The 20,197-nt window shown below is 69.4% G+C and carries 20 protein-coding genes; 9 read left to right on the forward strand and 11 right to left on the reverse strand.

From position 1 onward, the window contains the following. Positions 1 to 4 precede the first annotated feature (4 nt). Positions 5 to 1,678, forward strand: coding sequence for a cytochrome c oxidase subunit I (ctaD, locus tag QZX62_RS11205; RefSeq protein WP_294174499.1), 1,674 nt, complete (start codon positions 5 to 7; stop codon positions 1,676 to 1,678). A 218-nt stretch (positions 1,679 to 1,896) separates the two neighbouring features. After that, the gene (locus QZX62_RS11210) at positions 1,897 to 2,340 is read left to right on the forward strand and encodes a hypothetical protein (RefSeq protein WP_294174501.1); all 444 of its coding nucleotides are present in this window, start codon (positions 1,897 to 1,899) and stop codon (positions 2,338 to 2,340) included. 207 nt (positions 2,341 to 2,547) lie between these two features. Here QZX62_RS11210 and QZX62_RS11215 read toward each other — a convergent pair whose 3' ends face one another. Beyond that, positions 2,548 to 3,144 (reverse strand): peptidylprolyl isomerase, encoded by a 597-nt coding sequence (locus QZX62_RS11215; RefSeq protein WP_294174503.1) that lies wholly within the window; start codon positions 3,142 to 3,144, stop codon positions 2,548 to 2,550. Positions 3,145 to 3,211: 67 nt separating this feature from the next. Here QZX62_RS11215 and QZX62_RS11220 point away from each other — a divergent pair, with 67 nt between their 5' ends. Further along, positions 3,212 to 3,730: a flavin reductase family protein gene (locus QZX62_RS11220; protein WP_294174505.1), complete on the forward strand. Its 519-nt coding sequence runs from the start codon at positions 3,212 to 3,214 to the stop codon at positions 3,728 to 3,730. A gap of 36 nt (positions 3,731 to 3,766) precedes the next feature. Continuing rightward, positions 3,767 to 5,413: a cyclic nucleotide-binding domain-containing thioredoxin-disulfide reductase gene (locus QZX62_RS11225; protein ID WP_294174507.1), complete on the forward strand. Its 1,647-nt coding sequence runs from the start codon at positions 3,767 to 3,769 to the stop codon at positions 5,411 to 5,413. A 13-nt stretch (positions 5,414 to 5,426) separates the two neighbouring features. Here QZX62_RS11225 and QZX62_RS11230 read toward each other — a convergent pair whose 3' ends face one another. Next, positions 5,427 to 6,380: a DUF808 domain-containing protein gene (locus QZX62_RS11230; protein WP_294174508.1), complete on the reverse strand. Its 954-nt coding sequence runs from the start codon at positions 6,378 to 6,380 to the stop codon at positions 5,427 to 5,429. 72 nt (positions 6,381 to 6,452) lie between these two features. On the opposite strand from QZX62_RS11230, the gene serS reads away from it, so the two are divergent. Together serS and QZX62_RS11240 are read left to right on the forward strand one after the other, a co-directional pair. Beyond that, entirely contained in the window at positions 6,453 to 7,715 is a 1,263-nt protein-coding gene (gene serS / locus QZX62_RS11235; RefSeq protein ID WP_294174509.1) for a serine--tRNA ligase, read from the forward strand. Between the two features lie 151 nt (positions 7,716 to 7,866). After that, complete coding sequence (locus tag QZX62_RS11240; RefSeq protein ID WP_294174511.1) at positions 7,867 to 8,577, forward strand: alpha/beta fold hydrolase; 711 nt, start codon at positions 7,867 to 7,869, stop codon at positions 8,575 to 8,577. Here the strand turns inward: QZX62_RS11240 and QZX62_RS11245 are convergent. Further along, the gene (locus tag QZX62_RS11245) at positions 8,546 to 9,316 is read right to left on the reverse strand and encodes a phenylalanine 4-monooxygenase (protein ID WP_294174513.1); all 771 of its coding nucleotides are present in this window, start codon (positions 9,314 to 9,316) and stop codon (positions 8,546 to 8,548) included. The two genes, QZX62_RS11240 and QZX62_RS11245, sit on opposite strands and share 32 nt — an antisense overlap. 191 nt (positions 9,317 to 9,507) lie before the next feature. Then, positions 9,508 to 9,765 carry a 4a-hydroxytetrahydrobiopterin dehydratase gene (locus QZX62_RS11250; RefSeq protein WP_294174514.1) on the reverse strand — a complete coding sequence of 86 codons (258 nt, stop codon included), beginning with the start codon at positions 9,763 to 9,765 and terminating at the stop codon, positions 9,508 to 9,510. An 86-nt stretch (positions 9,766 to 9,851) separates the two neighbouring features. Here QZX62_RS11250 and hppD point away from each other — a divergent pair, with 86 nt between their 5' ends. Genes hppD through paaD form a run of 3 tightly spaced genes read left to right on the forward strand, consistent with a single transcriptional unit; the run spans position 9,852 to position 12,568 of the window. After that, positions 9,852 to 10,928, forward strand: a complete 1,077-nt coding sequence (hppD, locus tag QZX62_RS11255; protein ID WP_294174516.1) for a 4-hydroxyphenylpyruvate dioxygenase — start codon at positions 9,852 to 9,854, stop codon at positions 10,926 to 10,928. A 6-nt stretch (positions 10,929 to 10,934) separates the two neighbouring features. Beyond that, positions 10,935 to 12,137 carry a 3-oxoadipyl-CoA thiolase gene (gene pcaF, locus QZX62_RS11260; RefSeq protein WP_294174520.1) on the forward strand — a complete coding sequence of 401 codons (1,203 nt, stop codon included), beginning with the start codon at positions 10,935 to 10,937 and terminating at the stop codon, positions 12,135 to 12,137. Beyond that, entirely contained in the window at positions 12,137 to 12,568 is a 432-nt protein-coding gene (gene paaD, locus QZX62_RS11265; protein WP_294174521.1) for a 1,2-phenylacetyl-CoA epoxidase subunit PaaD, read from the forward strand. The genes pcaF and paaD overlap by 1 nt, the downstream gene beginning before the upstream one ends. A gap of 10 nt (positions 12,569 to 12,578) precedes the next feature. Here paaD and QZX62_RS11270 read toward each other — a convergent pair whose 3' ends face one another. The 7 genes from QZX62_RS11270 to trpD are packed head-to-tail and all read right to left on the reverse strand — an operon-like array spanning position 12,579 to position 20,031. Further along, complete coding sequence (locus tag QZX62_RS11270) at positions 12,579 to 13,490, reverse strand: chorismate synthase (RefSeq protein WP_294174523.1); 912 nt, start codon at positions 13,488 to 13,490, stop codon at positions 12,579 to 12,581. Continuing rightward, positions 13,487 to 14,773 (reverse strand): 3-phosphoshikimate 1-carboxyvinyltransferase, encoded by a 1,287-nt coding sequence (gene aroA / locus QZX62_RS11275; RefSeq protein WP_294174578.1) that lies wholly within the window; start codon positions 14,771 to 14,773, stop codon positions 13,487 to 13,489. The genes QZX62_RS11270 and aroA overlap by 4 nt, the downstream gene beginning before the upstream one ends. Further along, the gene (locus QZX62_RS11280) at positions 14,770 to 15,645 is read right to left on the reverse strand and encodes an SDR family NAD(P)-dependent oxidoreductase (protein ID WP_294174524.1); all 876 of its coding nucleotides are present in this window, start codon (positions 15,643 to 15,645) and stop codon (positions 14,770 to 14,772) included. Before QZX62_RS11280 ends, aroA begins: the two co-directional genes overlap by 4 nt. Continuing rightward, complete coding sequence (trpA, locus tag QZX62_RS11285; protein WP_294174525.1) at positions 15,629 to 16,447, reverse strand: tryptophan synthase subunit alpha; 819 nt, start codon at positions 16,445 to 16,447, stop codon at positions 15,629 to 15,631. The genes QZX62_RS11280 and trpA overlap by 17 nt, the downstream gene beginning before the upstream one ends. Further along, positions 16,444 to 17,625 (reverse strand): tryptophan synthase subunit beta, encoded by a 1,182-nt coding sequence (gene trpB / locus QZX62_RS11290; protein WP_294174526.1) that lies wholly within the window; start codon positions 17,623 to 17,625, stop codon positions 16,444 to 16,446. Before trpB ends, trpA begins: the two co-directional genes overlap by 4 nt. Next, the gene (gene trpCF / locus QZX62_RS11295) at positions 17,622 to 18,965 is read right to left on the reverse strand and encodes a bifunctional indole-3-glycerol-phosphate synthase TrpC/phosphoribosylanthranilate isomerase TrpF (RefSeq protein WP_294174527.1); all 1,344 of its coding nucleotides are present in this window, start codon (positions 18,963 to 18,965) and stop codon (positions 17,622 to 17,624) included. Before trpCF ends, trpB begins: the two co-directional genes overlap by 4 nt. Next, entirely contained in the window at positions 18,958 to 20,031 is a 1,074-nt protein-coding gene (gene trpD / locus QZX62_RS11300) for an anthranilate phosphoribosyltransferase (protein WP_294174528.1), read from the reverse strand. Before trpD ends, trpCF begins: the two co-directional genes overlap by 8 nt. Positions 20,032 to 20,197 lie beyond the last annotated feature (166 nt).

Raw genomic sequence — 20,197 nt, forward strand, 5'->3', positions numbered from 1 at the left:
CACCATGGCGACCACCGCAGACACCCTCCCGCTCCGGGCTCACGAGACCCACGACGCGCACCACGACGCGGACCACAAGCCGGGCTTCTTCGCCCGCTGGTTCATGTCGACTAACCACAAGGATATCGGCACGCTCTACCTGATCTTCGCGATCATCGCCGGGATCATCGGCGGCGCGGCCTCGGGCATCATGCGCGCCGAGCTGGCCGAGCCCGGCATCCAGATCCTGACCAAGGCCTGGCCGCTCGGTTCGGGCAGCGCCAACTTCGACGAAGCGCTGCACCATTGGAATGTGCTGATCACCGCCCATGGCCTGATCATGGTGTTCTTCATGGTCATGCCGGCGCTCATCGGCGGTTTCGCCAACTGGTTCGTGCCGATCATGATCGGCGCGCCCGACATGGCGTTCCCGCGCATGAACAACATCAGCTTCTGGCTGCTGGTCCCGGCCTTCATGCTGCTGCTCGGCTCGTCGGTGGTGTCGGGCGGCACCGGCCTCGGCGCCGGGACGGGCTGGACCGTCTATGCGCCGCTATCAACCTCCGGCTCGGCCGGACCTGCGGTCGACATGGCGATCTTCGCGCTCCACCTGGCGGGCGCCAGCTCGATCCTTGGCGCGATCAACTTCATAACCACCATCTTCAACATGCGCGCGCCGGGTATGACCCTGCATAAGATGCCGCTGTTCGTGTGGTCGGTGCTGGTCACCGCCTTCCTTCTGCTCCTCGCGCTGCCGGTGCTCGCGGGCGCGATCACCATGCTGCTGACCGACCGCAACTTCGGTACCGCCTTCTTCGATGCCAGCGGCGGCGGCGACCCGGTCCTCTACCAGCACCTGTTCTGGTTCTTCGGCCACCCCGAAGTCTACATCATGATCCTGCCGGCGTTCGGCATCGTCAGCCAGATCGTCGCGACCTTCAGCCGCAAGCCGGTGTTCGGCTATCTCGGCATGGCCTACGCGATGGTCGCGATCGGCGTGATCGGCTTTGTCGTATGGGCGCACCACATGTTCACCGTCGGCCTGGACGTGAACGTGAAGATGTACTTCACCGCCGCCACCATGATCATCGCGGTCCCGACCGGGGTGAAGATCTTCAGCTGGATCGCCACCATGTGGGGCGGCTCCATCACCTTCGAGACGCCGATGCTGTGGGCGATCGGCTTCATCTTCCTGTTCACCGTGGGCGGGGTGACGGGCGTGGTGCTCGCCAATGGCGGCGTCGACACCTACATGCACGACACCTATTATGTGGTGGCGCATTTCCACTATGTGCTGTCGCTGGGCGCCGTGTTCGCGCTGTTTGCCGGCTTCTACTACTGGTTCCCCAAGATGACGGGGAAGATGTACAACGAGTTCCTTGGCAAGCTTCACTTCTACGTAATGTTCGTGGGCGTGAACGTGATCTTCTTCCCGCAGCATTTCCTCGGCCTCGACGGCATGCCGCGGCGCTACCCGGACTATCCGGACGCGTTCGAATATTGGAACAACATTTCCACGATCGGCTACATGATCACGATTGCGGCAATGGGCGTGTTCTTCGTGAACCTGTTCTGGTCGCTGGCCGCGGGCAAGAAGGCTCCCAACAACCCCTGGGGCGAAGGCGCGACGACGCTCGAGTGGACCCTCTCGAGCCCGCCGCCCTACCACCAGTTCGAGACCCTCCCGAAGATCGACTAAGCTTGAGGCACCGAGCAGAAGGCCCGTCTTGCGAGAGCAAGGCGGGCCTTCTGCGTAGAGCTGCCGAAAGCCGGCCGGCCTGCGCCGCAAGGCGGCGACAGGACCGACGTCATGGGATTCACTCCCATGACGGCTCAACGCGAAGTTCGCTTTCAACCCAAAGCGGACATTAGGCCCTGTCTAGAGCACCGAAACTATCCAGCGCTATCGGTCTCGGCATGAAGTGTCCCCTCCTCGTCCTCAGCGCATTAGCTGCTCTCGGCGGCTGCGGTCAGTCGCCTCGCTGTGCCTCCTATGATGCTCAAGGTCTTGTTGAGGCGCTCAAACCGAGAGAGCAGTTCAAGTCGATGCTCACAATGACCGTCGAGCGCACGCAGACGGCTGGCATGGCAGCTGCACGCGATGGCTCCAAGGGACGCGAAAAGCTTGCGCAGGCCGTTGATGCGGCTGTCGAACGTCACGGAGCGGAATGGGAGCGAAACCTCGTCGCAAGCTGGCAAACCTTGAGCGCCGCAGAAGTGCAACAAGTATGCACTGCTCTGAAAGCACGTGACCAAGACACGTTCATGCGGTTTACAAAGCGTGTTGGACCTGTGGTGAAATCGCGGAACGAACCGCTGATGCAACGTGCGGCAGTCGATGTTCTAGACGCCGTGTGGTGAGCGCGTCGTTGAATGTCCGCTTTCCACCCACATCAGACTCACCCGTGCACGATAGGATTTCACCTGCTCCAACCGCGGGCTGGCCCGCCGCACGGCTCTTTCACATCCGCAATCACCACGGCAGCCTGCGCGACGACCGCGACCATCGGAACCATTCGCAAGCGCGAGACCCCCGATCCACAGTCAACCGAGCCAACTAAGGCGCCGTCACTCCACCCGCCGCGCGGCCGTGATCTTCACCGTGGGCTCCAGCATCTGCCCCCGCATCGCGCCCGCACCCTTGGTCGGCGACACCGGGCTGGCCAGGATCGCTTTCACCACCTCAAGCCCCTCGACCACCCGCCCGAACACCGCGAAGTCCCTGTCCAGCGAAGGGATCGGCCCAGCCAGAATGAAGAAGTCCGACTGCGCGGTACCCGGCCCCGCATTCGCCATCGCCACCGCGCCTGCCTCGTGCTTGAGGCCGGTCTCGCTGGTCGGCTCATGCTTTACCGGAGGGTAGAGCAGCCGCGCGTCGCGCACGCCGGCCTGGATCAGCCCGTTGCCGCCTCCGACCGGCATCGCTCGGTAGAAGCCCACCCCGTCCAGCCGCTTCGCATCGATGTAGCGGAGGAAGTTGGCGACGGTCGCCGGCGCGCGCCCGCGATCGAGTGCCAACACGATCCGCCCTTTCTCCGTGTCCAGCGCGACGCGGACCAGATCGTCCTGCCGCGCCTCGGCAGCGGGCGGGGCCGGGACGGTCTGCGCCGCCGCGGGCAGCGGCAGCAGCAGGGCGGCGAGAAGGATGGCGATTCGGATGCTCATGGCGCGGAGCATGCCGCCGCCCACGCCCGCTCGCAACGGCTGTCCGCGCCCGCTATAGCCGCAAACCATGCCCGAACCCGCCGAGCCCTTGTCCGAGTACCGCACCGGCTCCGACCCGCGCACCCTGCGCGACGCGCTCGGCTGCTTCGCGACGGGGGTGACGGTGGTCACCTGCCTCGACGGCAACGGCCAGCCCGCCGGGCTCACCGCCAACAGCTTTACCAGCGTGTCGCTCGACCCGCCGCTGCTGCTGGTGTGCGTCGCCAAGAACGCCGCCAGCGCCGCCGCCCTGATCCGCGCCAGCCACTTCGCAGTGAACGTGCTGCAAACACACCAGCAGCCCGCCTCTATCCGCTTCGCCGCCAAGGGCGAGGACCGGTTCGGCGCGACCCCCTGGAGCCCGGGCGAGTTCGGTCCCCCCGTGCTGCGCGACTCGCTGGGCGTATTCGAATGCGGCGCGCACGCTGTGCACGAGGGCGGCGACCACCACATCGTCGTCGGCGAGGTGCTCCGCGCAAGCTTCGACGCAGGGCTCGACCCGCTGCTCTACTTCCGCGGCCGCTATCGCCGCTTGCATTTCGACTAGGGCGGGCCACCGCTCAAGCCAGCAGGAGAAGCGTCGATGAGCACGGAACCGCACAGGCTTGCCGAGCCGCTCGACGCTGCCGACCCTTACGCCCGCGAGAAGCAGACCTTTCCCATCCTGTCGGCCGAGATGGCCGGCCGGATCGCCCGGTTCGGCGCGGAAGAACAGCTGGCGAACGGCGACCTGCTGTTCCGCCGTGGCGAGCGCTCGGTCGACTTCTTCCTGGTGTTGAACGGCACGGTCGACATCATCGACCATGACGAGCGCGCAGGCGAGCGGATCGTCCACCAGCACCACGGGAGCCAGTTCACCGGCGAGCTCGACTTGTTCAACGACCGCACCATCCTGGTGTCCGGCCGCGCCAACGGGCCGACCCGCGTCGTCCGCGTTCGCCGCCCCGACTTCCGTACCATGCTGACCGCCGAGCCCGATATCGCCGAGATTATCATGCGTGCCTTCATTCTGCGGCGCGTCGGGCTGATGCGGCACGAGCAAGGTGGCGTGCACCTGGTCGGCGCTTCGGGCGACCCGGACTTCATCCGCGTGGACGGCTTCCTCACCCGCAACGGTTACCCGCATATCGTGGAGCCGGAGCCGGGCGTCGCGCCCACCGTGCTGCACGACGGCGAGCGTCTGGTCCGCCCTTCCAACCGCTGCCTGGCTGACCGGCTCGGGCTGACCGTCCCGCTCGACCCCGAGCGGCGCTACGACCTGGCGGTAGTGGGGGCGGGGCCGAGCGGACTGGCGGCGGCGGTCTATGCCGCGTCCGAAGGGCTGGACACCGTCATCCTGGAAACGGTCGCGCCCGGCGGCCAGGCCGGAACCAGCAGCAAGATCGAGAACTATCTCGGCTTCCCGACCGGTATCTCGGGCCAGGCGCTGGCCGGGCGGGCGCAGGTCCAGGCGCAGAAGTTCGGCGCGCGGCTGGCGGTCGCGCGGTCGGTCGAGCGGGCCGAGCGGGACGCGGAAGGCTTCGTCCTCACCCTCGACTGCGGCGGCGAGATCCGCACCCGGGCGATCGTCGCTGCGACCGGTGCCCGCTACCGCAAGCTGTCGGCGCCCGGCATCGAGCGGTTCGAGGGCTCGGGCGTCCACTACGCCGCCACCGCCATGGAGGCGAACCTCTGCGCCGGCCGACCCGTGGTGATCGTCGGCGGCGGCAACTCGGCCGGCCAGGCGGCGGTGTTCATGGCGCAGCACGTCGCCCATGTGCACCTGCTGGTCCGCGGCGACGGCCTTGCCGCCACCATGAGCCGCTACCTAATCGACCGGATCGACGCGGGCGAGCGCATCAGCCTGCACCGCTATTGCGAAGTCGAGGAGGTCGGCGGCGAGCGGGGTATGGAATGGCTCCGCTGGCGAGTCCGCGGGCAGGAGCCGGAAACGGTTGAGGCCGCGGCCCTGTTCGTGATGGTCGGCGCCGCGCCCAACAGCGAGTGGCTCACCGGCCTGGCGGAGACCGACGACAAGGGTTTCGTCTGCACCGGCAACGCCGGCAGCCCGTTCATGACCACCGCGCCGGGCCTGTTCGCGGTCGGGGACGTGCGCTCAGGCTCGGTGGAGCGGGTCGCCTCGTCGGTCGGGGAGGGCTCGGTGGTCATCCAGTTCGTTCACCGCTACCTCGAGGAGCTGAGCCGTGGCGACCACCGGACGCACGAAGCGCAGGCGGTCGCGGCGGAGTAGCGTCCGGCGAGGCTCAGTGCGCGGCCACGGTCTCGCTCTTCTTGCGCGGGATCAGGTGCAGCACCCCCACGATCGCGCCGCCGACGATCAGGCCCGCGATAGCGCCACCCAGCGCGTTGCCGAGCCATTCCCAAACGGGCACCCAGAAGCCCAGCGCCTCGGCCATGCCGTGCGCCGCGTCGTGGACCAGGTGCGGGATGGTCCCGAAGCCCAGCTCCTCCATCCCGTGCAGCAGGATCTGCCCGCCGACCCACAGCATCGCCGCGGTTCCCAGCGTGGCCAGCCCGGTCAGCAGCTTGGGCACGGCGCGCACCAGCAGGCGGCCGAACGCGCGGGCGAAACCCGGCCCGCGGGTCGACATGTGCAGCCCGATATCGTCCAGCTTCACGATCAGCGCGACCACCCCGTAGACGCCGACGGTGATGGCGATCGCCACCGCCGCCAGCGCCGCGGCCTGCATCGGCAGGCTGTTCGCCTCCACTTCGGCCAGCGCGATCGCCATGATCTCGGCCGACAGGATGAAGTCGGTGCGGATCGCGCCCGCGACCTGCCGGTCCTCCAGCTCGCCCGGGTCGACCGAATCGAGCAGCTCGACCTTCGTCTGCTCGTGGTGGAACAGCTTTTCCAGGATCTTCTCGGTCGCCTCGAACGCGAGGTAGGCGCCGCCGATCATCAGCAGCGGCGTGATCAGGAACGGCGCAAAGGCGGCCAGCAGCATGGCCACCGGCAGCAGGATCAGCAGCTTGTTCTTGAGGCTGCCGAGCGCGATCTTGCCGATGATCGGCAGCTCCCGCTGCGGCGACAGGCCGGTGACGTAGCGCGGGGTCACCGCCGTATCGTCGATCACCACGCCCGCCGCCTTGAAGCCGGCGCGCCCCGCGGCGGCGCTCACGTCGTCCACCGAAGCGGCGGCAAGCTTGGCGATCGTCGCCACGTCATCGAGCAGCGCAGCTAGTCCGGACGGCATGGTGGCTCCCTGTTGTGTCGCGGCTGGTTAGGCAACTTGCCCCGCGGGCGCAATTCGCGCATCCGCCCGGCCATGCTTGCCATGGACCTGATCCGCCGCGACCGCGAAACCGTTGAACGCGCCATCCGCGACAAGGGTGTCGAGCTCAGCCTCGACGAGCTCCTTGCACTCGATGGCGAGACGCGGGCCGTCAAGACCGAGATCGACCAGCTCCGTGCCGAGCGCAACGCCATCTCCGCCGGCTTCAAGAGCGCCGCACCCGAGGAGAAGGCGGAACTCGGCCGCCGCGCCAAGGAGGCCGGGGCGCGCGCGACCGAATTGGAGCGCACCCTGGCCGACAAGGACGAAGCCCTGCGCGGCCTCATGCTCCGCCTCCCCAACATCCCCTACGAAGGCGCCCCCGTCGGCCCGGATGAGAGCTTCAACCAGGTCGTCCGCATCGAAGGCGCCCCGCGCACCTTCGACTTCGAGCCGCTCGACCATGTTGCGCTGATCGAGCGCAACGGCTGGGCCGACCTCACCCGCATCGTCCAGGTCTCGGGCTCGCGCCAATATTGCCTCAAGGGTCGCTTGGCGCTGCTTGAAGGCGCGCTGATGAATTGGGCGCTGGCCAGGATCGCGAACGCTGGCTTCACCCCGATCACCGTTCCCGCGCTCGCCCGCGTCCAGGCCTTCCTGCAGCAGGGCCAGTTCCCCGGCCACGAGGAAGAGGTCTACCAGCTGCCCAAGGACGAGCTGTGGCTGGCCGGCACCGCGGAGGTGGCGCTGACCTCGCTCCATTCGGGCGAGATCCTCGACCTGTCGAGCGGCCCGGTCCTCTATGCCGGCACTTCCCCCTGCTTTCGCCGCGAGGCCGGGAGCGCCGGCCGCGACGTGCGCGGGCTGCTCCGCGTTCACCAGTTCCTCAAGGTCGAGCAGTACGTCATCTGCGAGGCGGACGAGGCGGTCTCGGCCGAGTGGCACGCCCGGTTGCTCGGCCTGGCGGAACAGCTGCTGCGCGAGCTGGAGGTCCCCTATCAGGTGATCGAGACCTCGACCGGGGACATGGGGCTGGGCAAGTACCGGATGAACGACATCGAGAGTTGGGTACCCTCGCTTGGCAAGTACCGCGAGACCCACAGCTGCTCGACCTTGCACGACTGGCAGGCCCGCCGCGCCAACCTCCGCTACCGCGACGCCGATGGCAAGGTGCGCTTCGCCCACACCCTCAACAACACCGCGCTGGCCTCCCCACGCATCCTGGTGCCGCTGCTGGAGAACCACCAGACGCAGGACGGCCGCGTGCGGCTGCCGGAGGCGATCCGGCCGCTGCTGGGTGGTGCGGAATATCTTTAGCGCTCCTGCGGAAGCAGGAGCCCGATTTTCAACGCGAAGGCGCGAAGCAGAAAGGAAGACGCGAAGAGGATCGCACCCTTCGCGTCTTCCTTTCTGCTCCTTTGCGCCTTCGCGTTGAAACAATAATGGCCTGACTGCGTCGGGCAGACCGATGACCCGCGACCCTGACACCATCCCGCCCTCGCAACTGGCCAAGCTAAACGAACTCGGCGCGCTGCTCCCCCGCATGTGGAAGAGCTTCGGCCACCTCGGGCCGCGCGGCCCGAAGGACGGCCCGCGCTGCCTGGTGATTCCCGGTTTCCTCGCTCACGACCGCACCACCGCCGCCCTCCGCCAAGCGTTCGGCGCGGCGGGCTGGCGCACCTACGGCTGGGCCAATGGCCTCAACACCGGCGCCAAGGCCGGCACCATCGAGCAGCTGCGCGAGCGGCTGCGCTCGCTGGCGGGCAGAGGTCCCGTGCTGGTGGTCGGCTGGAGCCTGGGCGGCGTGTTCGCCCGTGAGCTGGCGCGCGAAGTGGCCGAACAGGTGCTGGCGGTGGTGACGCTCGGCTCGCCCTTTTCCGGCGACCCCCACTGGAACAACGTCTGGCGGCTGTACGAGCTCGTCGCCGGCCACAAGGTCGACGCGCCGCCCGTCATGCGCATCCACGACAAGCCGCCGGTGCCCACCCTGGCGCTATGGTCGCGCAAGGACGGGCTGGTCGCGCCGCGAGCCGCCTACGGCCTGCCGGACGAGAGCGACAAGGCGGTGGAGATCGGCTGCAGCCACATGGGCTTCGCAGTCACCGAGGGCGGCACCCGCCGGGTGGTCGAGGAAACGACGCGCTTCCTCAGCGAGCAGGGGCTGGCGGTTCCGCGCTGAGGATCGCATCGACCGCTGCATCGACCCCGTCGGCCACGAAGTACATCGGCTGCATCGCGTCGTGCCGATAGGGGGTGGCGGTCGCTTCGGCCACGCTGAACCGCCGCCGCTCGATCGCGCCATCCTCCAGGCTCGCCCGCGCTTCGCCGAAGCTCGACGCCAGCCCGGCACCAAGGATCTTCACCTCGCCCCCTTCGCGGCACAGTCCGAACTCGACCGTGTACCAGTAGAGCCGCGCCACCCACTCGCCCCTGCCGGCGGCGATCGCCTGGAGACCCGTCCGCCCGACCTGCTCCATCGCCGCCGCCATGCCGGGGTGCGCCAGCATCGGCACATGGCCGAAGATGTCGTGAAAGCAGTCGGGCTCCTCCAGATAGTCGAGCTGCTCCCGCCGGCGGATGAAGTTGCCGATCGGGAACACGCGCTCGCTCAGCATGGCGAAGAACGCCTCGTCGGGCACCAGCCCGGGCACTGCTACCGTCTCCCAGCCGCTCCGCGCCTGCAGCCGCGCGTTCAGCCGTTCGAGCTCGGGCACGCCCGGCGCTCCCATGTCGAGCAGGTCCAGCCCGTCCAGAAAAGGCATCACCACCCGCGTCCGCAGCAGCTCCACCTGCCGCGCGTAGAGCGTGTCCCAGACCGCATGGTCCTCCGCGCTGAAGCGGTCCCAGCCCTGGTCCACCACATGGGCCTGCCATGCCGGCTTCTCCAAAGTGCTGGTTTCATCGAACTGCTGGAACATGGGCTTAAGTCCTCTCGGGCACAAAAAACCCCGCCGGATTGGTGTCGGGCGGGGCGGTCAGGTCGCGTATGATAAGCGCGCGTCAGCCGGTCCCCACCTCTTGGCGGTAATAGTAGGCAGCGGCAGCAACGGTGCGCGTCATCACCGGCTCCTTATTCGCTCGCGCGGCTGAACGCCAGATGGCGATTTCGCTAGCGCCCCATTCCAGCGGCGAGCGCGTCGAGCGCCCGCGCCAGCTCCCGATCCTTGTCGGTGATCCCGCCGGCATCGTGGGTGGTCAGGCGGAAGTCGACCCGGTTCCAGCGCGAAGTGAACTCCGGGTGGTGGTCGACCTTCTCCGCATGCAGCGCGACTCGGGTGAGAAAGGCAAACGCCGCCCCGAAATCGCGAAAGCGGAAGCTCTTGGCCAGCGCGTCGTCCTGCTCGGTCCAGCCGTCGGGAGTGTCCATCGGCCATGCCTTGCGCCAGTCGGCCAGCCTTGAAAAGCCCGCTTCGGGGGAGCAGGGGAAAGGCAAGAAACAAGGAGTGCCCCGCCATGGCTACCGCCACCGCCGAACTGACCCCGCTTGGGCTCGAGAACCCGATGGGCACCGACGGCTTCGAGTTCGTCGAATATGCCGCGCCCGATCCTGAGCTGCTGCGTTCGCTGTTCGCCAAGCTCGGCTTTCCGGCGATCGCCCGGCACCGGACCCAGGACATCACGCTGCACCGCCAGGGCGACATCAACTTCCTGATCAACGCCCATGACGAAAGCCACGCCGCCGACTTCGCGTCGGAGCATGGTCCGTCCGCCGTGGCCATGGCCTTTCGCGTGCACGATGCGCCCGCGGCCCATGCGCGGGCACTGGAGCTGGGCGCTACCGACATGACGGCGCGCGGCCTCGGCTGGCCGGCGATCGAGGGCATCGGCGGCTCGCTGCTCTACCTGATCGACCGCTACGGCGACGCGGGCAGCGCCTACGAAGACGACTTCACCTTCGAACCCGGCTGGCAGGAGCGGATAGGGGAGGCGCATAGCCACCTCACTTACCTCGACCACCTGACCCACAACGTCCAGCGCGGCCGGATGGCGCACTGGGCCGACTTCTACGAGCGGCTCTTCAACTTCCGGGAGATCCGCTACTTCGACATCGAGGGCAAGGTCACCGGCCTATTCTCCAAGGCGATGACCAGCCCGGACGGCAAGATCCGCATCCCGCTGAACGAAAGCCAGGACGACAAGAGCCAGATCGAGGAGTTCCTGCGCGAGTATAAGGGGGAGGGCATCCAGCACATCGCGCTCGGCTCCACCGACATCTACGCCTCGGTCGACATCCTGTCCGCGCGCGGCATTCCGTTTCAGGATACGCCGGAGACCTATTACGACCTGCTGGACGAGCGGGTGAAGAACCACGGCGAGCCGCTGGACGAGCTGAAGAAGCGCCGTATCCTGGTCGACGGCGCGCCGACCGAAGGACAGGGCCTGCTGTTGCAGATTTTCACTCAGAACGTGATCGGCCCCATCTTCTACGAGATCATCCAGCGCAAGGGCAACGAAGGCTTCGGCGAAGGCAACTTCAAGGCGCTGTTCGAGTCGATCGAGCTTGATCAAATGAGAAGAGGCGTCATCTAAGAACGGATGACCGAAGCCTTCATCTGCGACGCCGTTCGCACCCCGATTGGCCGCTACGGCGGAGCGCTCAGCAGCGTGCGCGCCGACGACCTCGCCGCCGTGCCGATCCGCGCGCTGATGGAGCGCAATCCGCATGTCGACTGGGGCGAGCTCGACGACATCATCCTCGGCTGCGCCAACCAGGCCGGCGAGGACAACCGCAATCTCGCGCGGATGGCCGGGCTGCTCGCAGGGTTGCCGCATTCCAGCGGCGGAGTGACCCTCAACCGGCTGTGCGGCTCCGGCCTCGACGCGGTGGCGATGGCCGCCCGCGCGATCCGCGGCGGCGACAAGGACCTGCTCATCGCCGGCGGTTCCGAGAGCATGAGCCGTGCGCCCTTCGTTATGCCCAAGGCGGAGAGCGCGTTCGACCGGCGTGCCGAGATCTACGACACCACCATCGGTTGGCGCTTCGTCAATCCCAAGATGAAGGACGCCTACGGCGACGATACCATGCCGAGCACGGCCGAGAACGTCGCCGAGGAGTATCAGATCACCCGCGAGGACCAGGACGCCTTCGCCCTGCGCAGCCAGCAGAAGAGCGCTACCGCTCAGGCCAACGGCCGGCTCGCCGCGGAGATCGTCGCGGTCGAGATCCCCAGTCGCAAGGGCGGGCCCACGCGCGTCGACCGGGACGAGCATCCGCGTCTCACCGGGCTGGACAAGCTCGCCGCTCTGAAGCCCATCGTCCGCAAGGACGGCAGCGTCACCGCGGGCAATGCCTCAGGCGTCAATGACGGCGCCGCCGCGCTGATCATCGCCTCGGAAGAAGCCGCCAAGCGCAACGGCCTGACCCCGCGCGCCCGAGTGTTGGGAGCGTCGGTGGCCGGGGTGCCGCCGCGGATCATGGGCATCGGCCCGGCGCCAGCGTCGGAGAAGCTGCTGAAGCGCCTCGGCCTGTCCTTCGATCAGCTCGACGTCATCGAGCTCAACGAAGCCTTCGCCGCCCAGGCGCTCGCCGTCACCCGCCAGCTCGGGCTGCCCGACGACGACGCCCGCGTGAACCCCAATGGCGGCGCCATCGCCCTCGGCCATCCGCTCGGCATGTCGGGCGCCCGCCTGGCGCTGACCGCGACCGAGGAGCTGGGGCGCAACAGCAGCAAGTACGCCTTGTGCACCATGTGCATCGGCGTCGGCCAGGGCATCGCGCTGGCGATCGAGCGGGTCTGATGCAGCCGATTTGGGATGTGTTGGCTGAGGTGCCCGACCCCGAGATTCCTGCGGTCTCGGTGGTCGACCTCGGCATCGTCCGGTCGGTCGAGGCCGGCCGGGTGGTGATCACACCCACCTACTCCGGCTGCCCGGCCACCCACGCGATAGAGCAGAGCATCCGCGAGGCGCTCGACGCCGCCGGCTATCGCCAGATCCGCATCGACACCGCCATCGCCCCGCCCTGGACCACCGAGTGGATCACCGCGGAAGGCCGTGACAAGCTGCGCCGCTACGGCATCGCGCCGCCCGAGCCCTCAGGGGAGGTCCACTGCCCGCAATGCGGCTCGGCCGACATTCAGGAGGTCAGCCGCTTCGGCTCCACCCCCTGCAAGAGCCAGTTCCGCTGCCTCAGCTGCCTGGAGCCGTTCGACCGCTTCAAGTGCCACTAGGCGCAGCGGCTCAGCCGCATTGCGCCCGGTGCAGCAGCTTGTGGTCCGCCAGCACCAGCGCGACCATCGCCTCGACCACCGGCGCCCCGCGGATGCCGACGCAGGGGTCGTGCCGCCCGCCGATGCCGATGCTCGACGTCGGCTTGAACGCGACCTGCAGCACGATCGGCTGTCCGGTCGAGATACCCCCATCAATTCCGCTCGCTTTCATCGCCGCCAGGCTCGCCCGCCCGCTCGCCCGGCCGGCGGCGAACCCTTCGCCGATCTCCACGCCCTTGACCGCGTTGATCCCCATGCACGCCGCCGCGAGCTCCGCGTCCAGCTTGGCATAGACCGGCGCGCCCCAGCCCGCCGGCACGCCGGTCGCCACGCATTCGATCACCGCGCCCAGGCTGTCGCTGCTTGATCGAGCTTCGTCCAGCAGCGCATCCCAGCGCGCGGCGTCCGCCTCGCCGCCGATCTCCGCCACCCGCGCTTCGATCGTGACTTCCGGCACGATCAACCGCGCCACCGCGCCAGCAGCGACCCGCGCCGCCGTTTCCCGAGCCGACGCCCGCCCACCGCCGCGGGGATCGCGCAGACCGTACTTGGCCTCATACGCCGCATCGGCATGACCCGGCCGCGGCGGCAGCCCCGCATAATCCTTAGAGCGCGCGTCCACATTCTCGATCATCATGCTGATCGGCGTGCCGGTCGTCCGCCCTTCGTACACCCCCGACAGGATGCGCACGCGGTCCGGCTCCTGCCGCGGCGAGACGTTGCGCCCCGTGCCCGGCCGCCGCTGGTCGAGCCAGCGCTGCACCCAGGCTTCGTCGAGTCCCAGCCCCGGCGGGCAGCCGTCCACCACCGCACCGATAGCCGGTCCATGGCTCTCGCCCCAGGTCGTGAAGCGCAGCGCCCGGCCGAAGCTGTTCCAGCTCATCGCAGCTCCTCGATCCCCGCGCCGATCCCGCGCATCGCTTCGCGAAAGCCCGGAAAGCTCGTGGCGATCATCTCGGCCTCGTCGACCTCGACCGGCTCCGCGGCGCCCAGCCCGAGCACCAGGTGCGCCATGGCGATGCGGTGGTCGCCCTCCGTCCGCACCGCCGCGCCTCCGCGCACCGGCCCGCCCCGAACGACCAGCGCATCCCCGTCCGCCCGCGCCTCGACCCCGCACGCGCTCAGCCCTTCGGCCATCAGCGCCAGGCGGTCGCTCTCCTTGTGCCGCAGCTCGTCGAGCCCCTCGATCCGGGTCTCGCCCCGCGCACAGGCCGCGACCACCGCCAGGATCGGGATCTCGTCCACCATCGACGGGATCTCCTCGGGCGTGAACTCCGCCCCGAAGATCGGCCCGAACCGCACCCGCACGTCGCCGATCGTCTCGCCCTGGCTGCCCCGCACATTGTCCAACCGCACGTCGGCGCCCATCCGCTGCAGCGCCATGATGAAGCCGGAGCGCAGCGGGTTGAGCAGCACGCCCTCCGTCCTCACCTCCGAGCCCGGGACGATCGCCGCGGCGGCCCAGGCGAAGGCGGCGGCGGAGGGGTCGCCGGGCACGCTCACCAGCCGGCCCTCAAGTTTCCGCGCGGCCCCGAGCCGGGTCACGCGCCCGTCCGTCTCGACCTCCGCACCGAAGTGGCGAAGCATGATCTCGCTATGGTTGCGGCTGGGCAGGGGCTCGATCACCGTGACCGGCGCGTCGCTGCCGAGCCCCGCCAGCAGCACCGCCGATTTCACCTGCGCCGAGGCCGGCACGTTGAGGTGCTCGATGCTCCTGAGCCCGCCGCCGTGCATCGTCAGCGGAAGCGTGTCGCCGCCTTCGAAGCGCACGCCCATCGACTCCAGCGGCCTCCGCACCCGCCCCATCGGCCTGCGGCTGAGTGACTCGTCGCCAACAAAGGTGGCAGTCAGGTCAAACCCCGCCGCCGCACCCATCAGCAGCCGCGCCGCGGTGCCGCTGTTGCCGCACTCGATCGGCGCATCGGGCGAGCGCCACGGCGCCCCGATGACCCGCCACCGCCCCGGCCCGAACCGCTCCACCCGCGGCCCGAGCGCGCGCACCGCCGCGGCGGTGGCCTGCACGTCCTCGCTCTCCAGCAGGCCCGAGATCACGGTCTCGCCCTCGGCCAACCCGCCCAGGATCAGCGCTCGGTGCGACACCGACTTGTCGCCGGGCACCGCGAAGCGCCCGGACAGCGGATCACCGTGGTGCGCGCGCAGCTTCAGACCGCCAGCGCCTTGCCGACTTCAACCTGGCCCTGCTCGAGCCCAGACGCAGGAACCGTCGCCGTCGCAGGATCGCCGATCTCGCCCAAGCGATCGAGGATTGCCTGCGCCGCGTGGAGATCGTCCATGCCGGCGATCGAGATGCCGCGGGTCAGCGTCACCTGCGCCTGCTCGATCCCCTGCGCCCCCGCGCACAGGATCGTCCGGTTGGGCGCATCTTCCGCCACTAGCGCCAGCAACGCGGGACTCACGTACTCGGGCTTGAGCAGCTCCAGCGCCTGGGGCGGCAGCAGCTGCTCGGTCATCGCCGTGCGCGCGGTCGGGGCCAGGCAGTTGACGCGGATGTTGGTCTTGGCGCCCTCCAGGCTGAGCGTCTGCATCAGCCCGACCAGCGCCATCTTCGCCGCGCCATAGTTCGACTGGCCGAAGTTGCCATACAGCCCGCTCGAGGAGGTGGTCATGACGATCCGGCCGTAGCCGCGCTCGCGCATGCCGTCCCATACCGCCTTGGTACAGATCACCGAGCCCATCAGGTGCACGTCGACCACCAGCCGGAAGTCGGCCAGCTCCAGCTTGCTGAAGCTCTTGTCGCGCAGGATGCCGGCATTGTTGACCAGAATGTCGACCGCGCCCGCCCGGGCCACCATCTCCGCCACCGCCGCTTCGTCGGTGACCGAAGCGCCGGTCGCCTCGGCCTGGCCGCTGGCGCTGCGGACTTCCTCGACGACCGCCTCGGCCGCGGCGAGGTTCTGCGGCACGTCGTTGACGATCACCCGTGCGCCCGCCCGCGCCAGCAGCAGCGCGTGGGTGCGGCCCAGGCCGCCGCCCGCGCCGGTGACGATCGCTGTCCTGCCTTCAAGCGAAACGGCCATGCTGCTCCTCTTGGCTGCCGGGCAGGGCAGTAGCGGCCTTCATCGCCAAGACAAGTTCACGTAAGCCGTCGGCATCCGCGCCCAGCCGCACCAGCGCCGAGCCGGCGATCACCCCCGCTGCGCCTGATGCTAGCGCTTCCCCGACCTGGTCCGGGGTCGAGATGCCGAAGCCCAGCACCGGCGGCGGAGCGCCCGCCTCCCGCAACAGCCCAAACAGCTGGTCATGGTCGAGCGCTAGGCGATCGCGGGTGCCGGTCACTCCGGCCCGGGCGACGCAATAGGTATAGCCCGACGACAGTTCGGCGATGCGGCGGATCACCGGCTCGGGCGTGTTCGGCGCGGCGATCATGACGTAATCGAGCCCCGCCGCCCGCGCCGCGGCGGCATAGGGCTCCGCCTCCAGGCTCGGCACGTCCGCGACCAGGATCGAGTCGGCGCCAGCGGCGGCGGCATCCGTCATGAACCGCTCCCGCCCGCGCGCCGCCAGCAGGTTGGCGTAGGTGAGGATGCCCACCGGCACCGCCGGGTGCTTGGCCCGGAACTGCGCGATCAGCCCGAAGCAATCGTCGACCCGCACGCCGGCCCCGAGCGCGCGTTCCGCCGCGGCCTGGATCACCGGCCCGTCGGCGACCGGGTCCGAGAAGGCAATGCCGACCTCCATCATGTCGGCTCCGCCCTCGACCAGCGCGTCGAGCAGGGCCGCGCTGGTTGCCACGTCGGGGTCGCCGAGCATCAGGAAGCCGCCGAATGCCCCCTCGGCCCGCTGGTGCAGGCGAAGAAACATCTCCTCGTAGCGGCTCACGCCTCCGCGCCCTTCAGCAGCTTGACCGCCTGCGCCATGTCCTTGTCGCCGCGGCCCGACAGGTTGACCACGATCACCGTCTCCTCGGTCGCGGCCTCCGCCAGCTCCAGCGCGTGGGCGAGGGCATGGGCGCTCTCGAAGGCCGGGATGATGCCTTCCGTTTGCGCCAGCGCCTGGAACGCCGCCAGCGCGTCGCCGTCCTCCACTCCGACGTAGCTCGCCCGGCCGGTTTCCTTAAGGTGCGCATGCTCCGGCCCTACCGCCGGATAGTCGAGCCCAGCGGAGATCGACCAGCTGTCCGCCACCTGCCCGTCCGAGTCCTGCAGCACCAGCGTCTCGGTCCCATGCAGGATGCCGTGCGAGCCGCGCAGGATGGTCGCGCCATGCTCGTGGCCGTTGAGGCCCTTGCCCGCCGCCTCGACCCCGATCAGCGCCACGTCTTCGTCGGGTACGAAGTCGCTGAACATGCCGATCGCGTTCGACCCGCCGCCCACGCAGGCCACCACTGAGTCGGGCAGCCGTCCCTCGACCTCCAGCGTCTGGGCCCGCGCCTCGCGGCCGATTACCCGCTGGAACTGGCGGACCATGGTCGGAAAGGGGTGGGGGCCCGCGGCGGTGCCGAGCAGATAGTGGGTTTCCGGGAAGCTCGCGGTCCAGTCGCGCAGCGCTTCGTTCACCGCATCCTTGAGCGTCCGCCCGCCGCCGGTCACCGGGATCACCCGCGCGCCCATCAGCTCCATTCGGAACACGTTGAGCTGCTGCCGCTCAACGTCGTCGGCGCCCATGTAGATCTCGGTCTCCAGCCCGAACAGCGCGCCGGCCAGCGCGGTGGCGACGCCATGCTGCCCCGCCCCCGTCTCGGCGATCAGCCGGCGCTTGCCCATACGCTTGGCGAGCAGCCCCTGCGCCAGCACCTGGTTGGTCTTGTGTGCGCCCCCGTGCAGCAGGTCCTCACGCTTGAGGTAGATGCGCGCCGGCGTGCCCGCGGCGAGGTTGCGGCAGCGGGTCAGCGGGGTCGGCCGCCCGGCATAGGTGGCCAGCAGCTCCTGCAGCTCGGCCCCGAACTGCGGGTCCTCCTCCGCCTCCAGGAACGCCGCCTCCAGCTGCTCCAGCGCCGGCACCAGGATCTCGGGCACATAACAGCCGCCGTAGCGGCCAAAGCGTCCGTCGTGCTTCATGCCGCTCTCCGGTCCAGTGGCCGCAGCCTGTCGAACAATGCCTGCACCTTGACCGGGTCCTTGCGCCCGGGGGCGGCCTCCACCCGTGAGCCGACGTCGATGCCGTAGACGCCCGTCGCCTGCGCGTCCCGGGCGTTGGTCGGACCAATGCCGCCCGCAAGAAAGGCCTGCGGCAGCCGCCGCTCCTGGCTGAGCGGCGCCCAGTCGAAGGCCTGCCCTGTGCCCCCGGGCCCGTTGTCGAACACCGGCCGGTCGCCGCCGCGGTCCTGGCCGGGCGCACAGGCGGTCCAGACCTCGCCGTCGAAGCCTGCCCTGATCCGGTCGATCGTTTCCGGCTGCTCCCGTCCATGCAGCTGTACCGCGGCCAGGTCGAGGTCGTTCGCCGCGGCAATGACGTAAGGCGCCGGCGCATCGCGGAACACGCCGACCGGCTTCACCCCGGCCTTGCGGGCCGCCTCGGCCAGCGCTCTGGCCAGCCGCGGCTCGATCGCACGGGGAGTGTCGGGCACGAACACAAAGCCAGCATGGCTCGCGCCGGCCAGGGCCGCGGCCCAGACATCGTCCGCGCGGGTCAGGCCGCACAGCTTCACCCGGCCGTGCACCAAGGCGCGGGCCGCCTCGTCGATGTCCTCGGCCGCCATCAACGACGAGCCGACCAGGAAGCCGTCCGAAAGGGGCGCAAGCCGCTCCACGTCCGCGCGGCTGCCGATCCCGGACTCGCTCACCAGCAGCACATCGTCGGGCACACGCGCAGCCAGCCGCTCGGTCACCGCCAGGTCGGTCTTCAGCGTCTTCAGGTCGCGATTGTTGATCCCGATCACTGCGGCGCCAAGCGCCAGCGCCCGCTCCAGCTCGGCCTCGTCATGCACCTCCACCAGGGCGGTCATGCCCAGCCGCTCGGCTTCCGCCAGCACCTTGCGGGCGGCCGCGTCGTCGAGCACGGACAGCATGCACAGCACGGCATCGGCCCCGTGCAGCCGCGCCTCGGCGACCTGCCGGGCATCGACGATAAAATCCTTGGCCAGCACCGGCCCGTCGAACTGCGCCCGCACCGCGCGCAGGTCTTCCAGCGATCCCCCGAAGAAGGGCGTATCGGTCAGCACGCTGATCGCGTCGGCCACGGGCGCATAGGCCCGCACCGCCGCTTTGAGCGTATGCCGGGCTTGGTGCCCCGATGGCGAGGCTCGCTTCACCTCGGTGATGAAGCGCGCCCCCGGCCGGGCCAAGGCTTCGCGGAGGCTGCGCCGCGTCGGCTCAGCTCCGGCCCCGTCGAAACCCGCCAGGCGCTGCGCCACGTCCGCCCGTTTGCGCTCGACGATCGCGCTGAGCACGTCAGCCACGGCTGGCCTCCACATAAGCGGCGAGCACCCGACCGCCGCGCCCGCCCAGCAGGGCGTCGCGCGCCATGCCGACGCCCTCGCCGAAGCTCGCTGCGCGCCCGGCCGTCATCAGCAGCGCGCCCGCGTTCAGCGCGACGATGTCCTGCTCCGGCCGTGTCCCGCCGCCGCCGAGCAGCTGCCGCAGCCGTTCGGCATTTTCCGCCGCATCGCCGCCCGTCACCGTGCTCAGCGGCGCGCGCTCGACCCCCGCCTCCTCCGGCGTGAGCTCGACTTCCGACAGCAAGCCGTGCGCCAGGCGGATGGCCCGTGTCTCCCCGTGCAGCGCCACCTCGTCCAACCCCGATCCGTGTACCACCAGCGCCCTTTCCACCCCCACTGCCTGCAGCACCTGCGCGATCCGCCGCAGCAGCTTGGGATCGGCGACGCCCAGCAGCTGAACGGGCGGGCGGGCCGGATTGATGCATGGGCCGAGCAGGTTCATCACCGTGCGCACCTCCAGCTGCCGCCGCACCAGGGCCGCATGCTTCATCCCGGGGTGGTAGGCGGGCGCGAACAGGAAGCAGAAGCCCGTCTCGTCCAGCAGCCGCCGCGCCTCTTCCGGCGCGACCTCCACCGGCGCGCCCAGCGCTTCCAGCACGTCGGCCGACCCGCAGCGCGAGCTCACCGAGCGATTGCCGTGCTTGGCGATCGGCAGCCCGCACGCCGCCACCACGAACGCCGCCGCGGTGGACACGTTGATCACCCCCGACCCGTCCCCGCCCGTGCCGCAGCAGTCGGCGAAGAGATAGTCCGGCCGCGCGAACGGCAGGGCCGCCGCCGACAGCGCCTGGGCCGCGCCGACCATCTCCTCCGCCGTCTCGCCCTTCATCCGGAGCGCGATCAGCATGCCCGCGATCTCCGCCGGCTCCAGCCGCCCAAGCACCAGCCGCTCGAACAGATGCTCCGCATCCTCCGCCGTCAGGTCCTCGCCGGTCAGCAGCCGGGGCAGGGGATTGGGCACCGGCCCATGATCGGCGGGCGGAGCGGCGGCCGGCAGCGGCAGGGCAGCGAAAGCGGCGTCGGGCATGGGAGAACCTCGGGGCAAAGAAAAACCCGCCGAAAGGGCGGGTCGCGGTTGGCTGGGGAGGAAACTGCTTCGATCAGCTCACCGCCAACGCCATCGCGCGCCGCCCATTGCGGTCCGCCACCAGCGCGGGGCAGCGCTGGTCGAGTAAGCGTAAGAGGCAGCCGGA

This window comes from uncultured Sphingomonas sp. (assembly GCF_902806265.1).
Classification (GTDB): Bacteria; Pseudomonadota; Alphaproteobacteria; order Sphingomonadales; family Sphingomonadaceae; genus Sphingomicrobium.

Excerpts from the sequence above, each read along its gene's own strand:
- ctaD (WP_294174499.1), top strand. The coding sequence starts at position 5 with ATGGCGACCACCGCAGACACCCTCCCGCTCCGGGCTCACGAGACCCAC.
- QZX62_RS11210 (WP_294174501.1), top strand. The coding sequence starts at position 1,897 with ATGAAGTGTCCCCTCCTCGTCCTCAGCGCATTAGCTGCTCTCGGCGGC.
- QZX62_RS11215 (WP_294174503.1), bottom strand. The coding sequence starts at position 3,144 with ATGAGCATCCGAATCGCCATCCTTCTCGCCGCCCTGCTGCTGCCGCTG.
- QZX62_RS11220 (WP_294174505.1), top strand. The coding sequence starts at position 3,212 with ATGCCCGAACCCGCCGAGCCCTTGTCCGAGTACCGCACCGGCTCCGAC.
- QZX62_RS11225 (WP_294174507.1), top strand. The coding sequence starts at position 3,767 with ATGAGCACGGAACCGCACAGGCTTGCCGAGCCGCTCGACGCTGCCGAC.
- QZX62_RS11230 (WP_294174508.1), bottom strand. The coding sequence starts at position 6,380 with ATGCCGTCCGGACTAGCTGCGCTGCTCGATGACGTGGCGACGATCGCC.
- serS (WP_294174509.1), top strand. The coding sequence starts at position 6,453 with ATGCTTGCCATGGACCTGATCCGCCGCGACCGCGAAACCGTTGAACGC.
- QZX62_RS11240 (WP_294174511.1), top strand. The coding sequence starts at position 7,867 with ATGACCCGCGACCCTGACACCATCCCGCCCTCGCAACTGGCCAAGCTA.
- QZX62_RS11245 (WP_294174513.1), bottom strand. The coding sequence starts at position 9,316 with ATGTTCCAGCAGTTCGATGAAACCAGCACTTTGGAGAAGCCGGCATGG.
- QZX62_RS11250 (WP_294174514.1), bottom strand. The coding sequence starts at position 9,765 with ATGGACACTCCCGACGGCTGGACCGAGCAGGACGACGCGCTGGCCAAG.
- hppD (WP_294174516.1), top strand. The coding sequence starts at position 9,852 with ATGGCTACCGCCACCGCCGAACTGACCCCGCTTGGGCTCGAGAACCCG.
- pcaF (WP_294174520.1), top strand. The coding sequence starts at position 10,935 with ATGACCGAAGCCTTCATCTGCGACGCCGTTCGCACCCCGATTGGCCGC.
- paaD (WP_294174521.1), top strand. The coding sequence starts at position 12,137 with ATGCAGCCGATTTGGGATGTGTTGGCTGAGGTGCCCGACCCCGAGATT.
- QZX62_RS11270 (WP_294174523.1), bottom strand. The coding sequence starts at position 13,490 with ATGAGCTGGAACAGCTTCGGCCGGGCGCTGCGCTTCACGACCTGGGGC.
- QZX62_RS11280 (WP_294174524.1), bottom strand. The coding sequence starts at position 15,645 with ATGGCCGTTTCGCTTGAAGGCAGGACAGCGATCGTCACCGGCGCGGGC.
- trpB (WP_294174526.1), bottom strand. The coding sequence starts at position 17,625 with ATGAAGCACGACGGACGCTTTGGCCGCTACGGCGGCTGTTATGTGCCC.
- trpD (WP_294174528.1), bottom strand. The coding sequence starts at position 20,031 with ATGCCCGACGCCGCTTTCGCTGCCCTGCCGCTGCCGGCCGCCGCTCCG.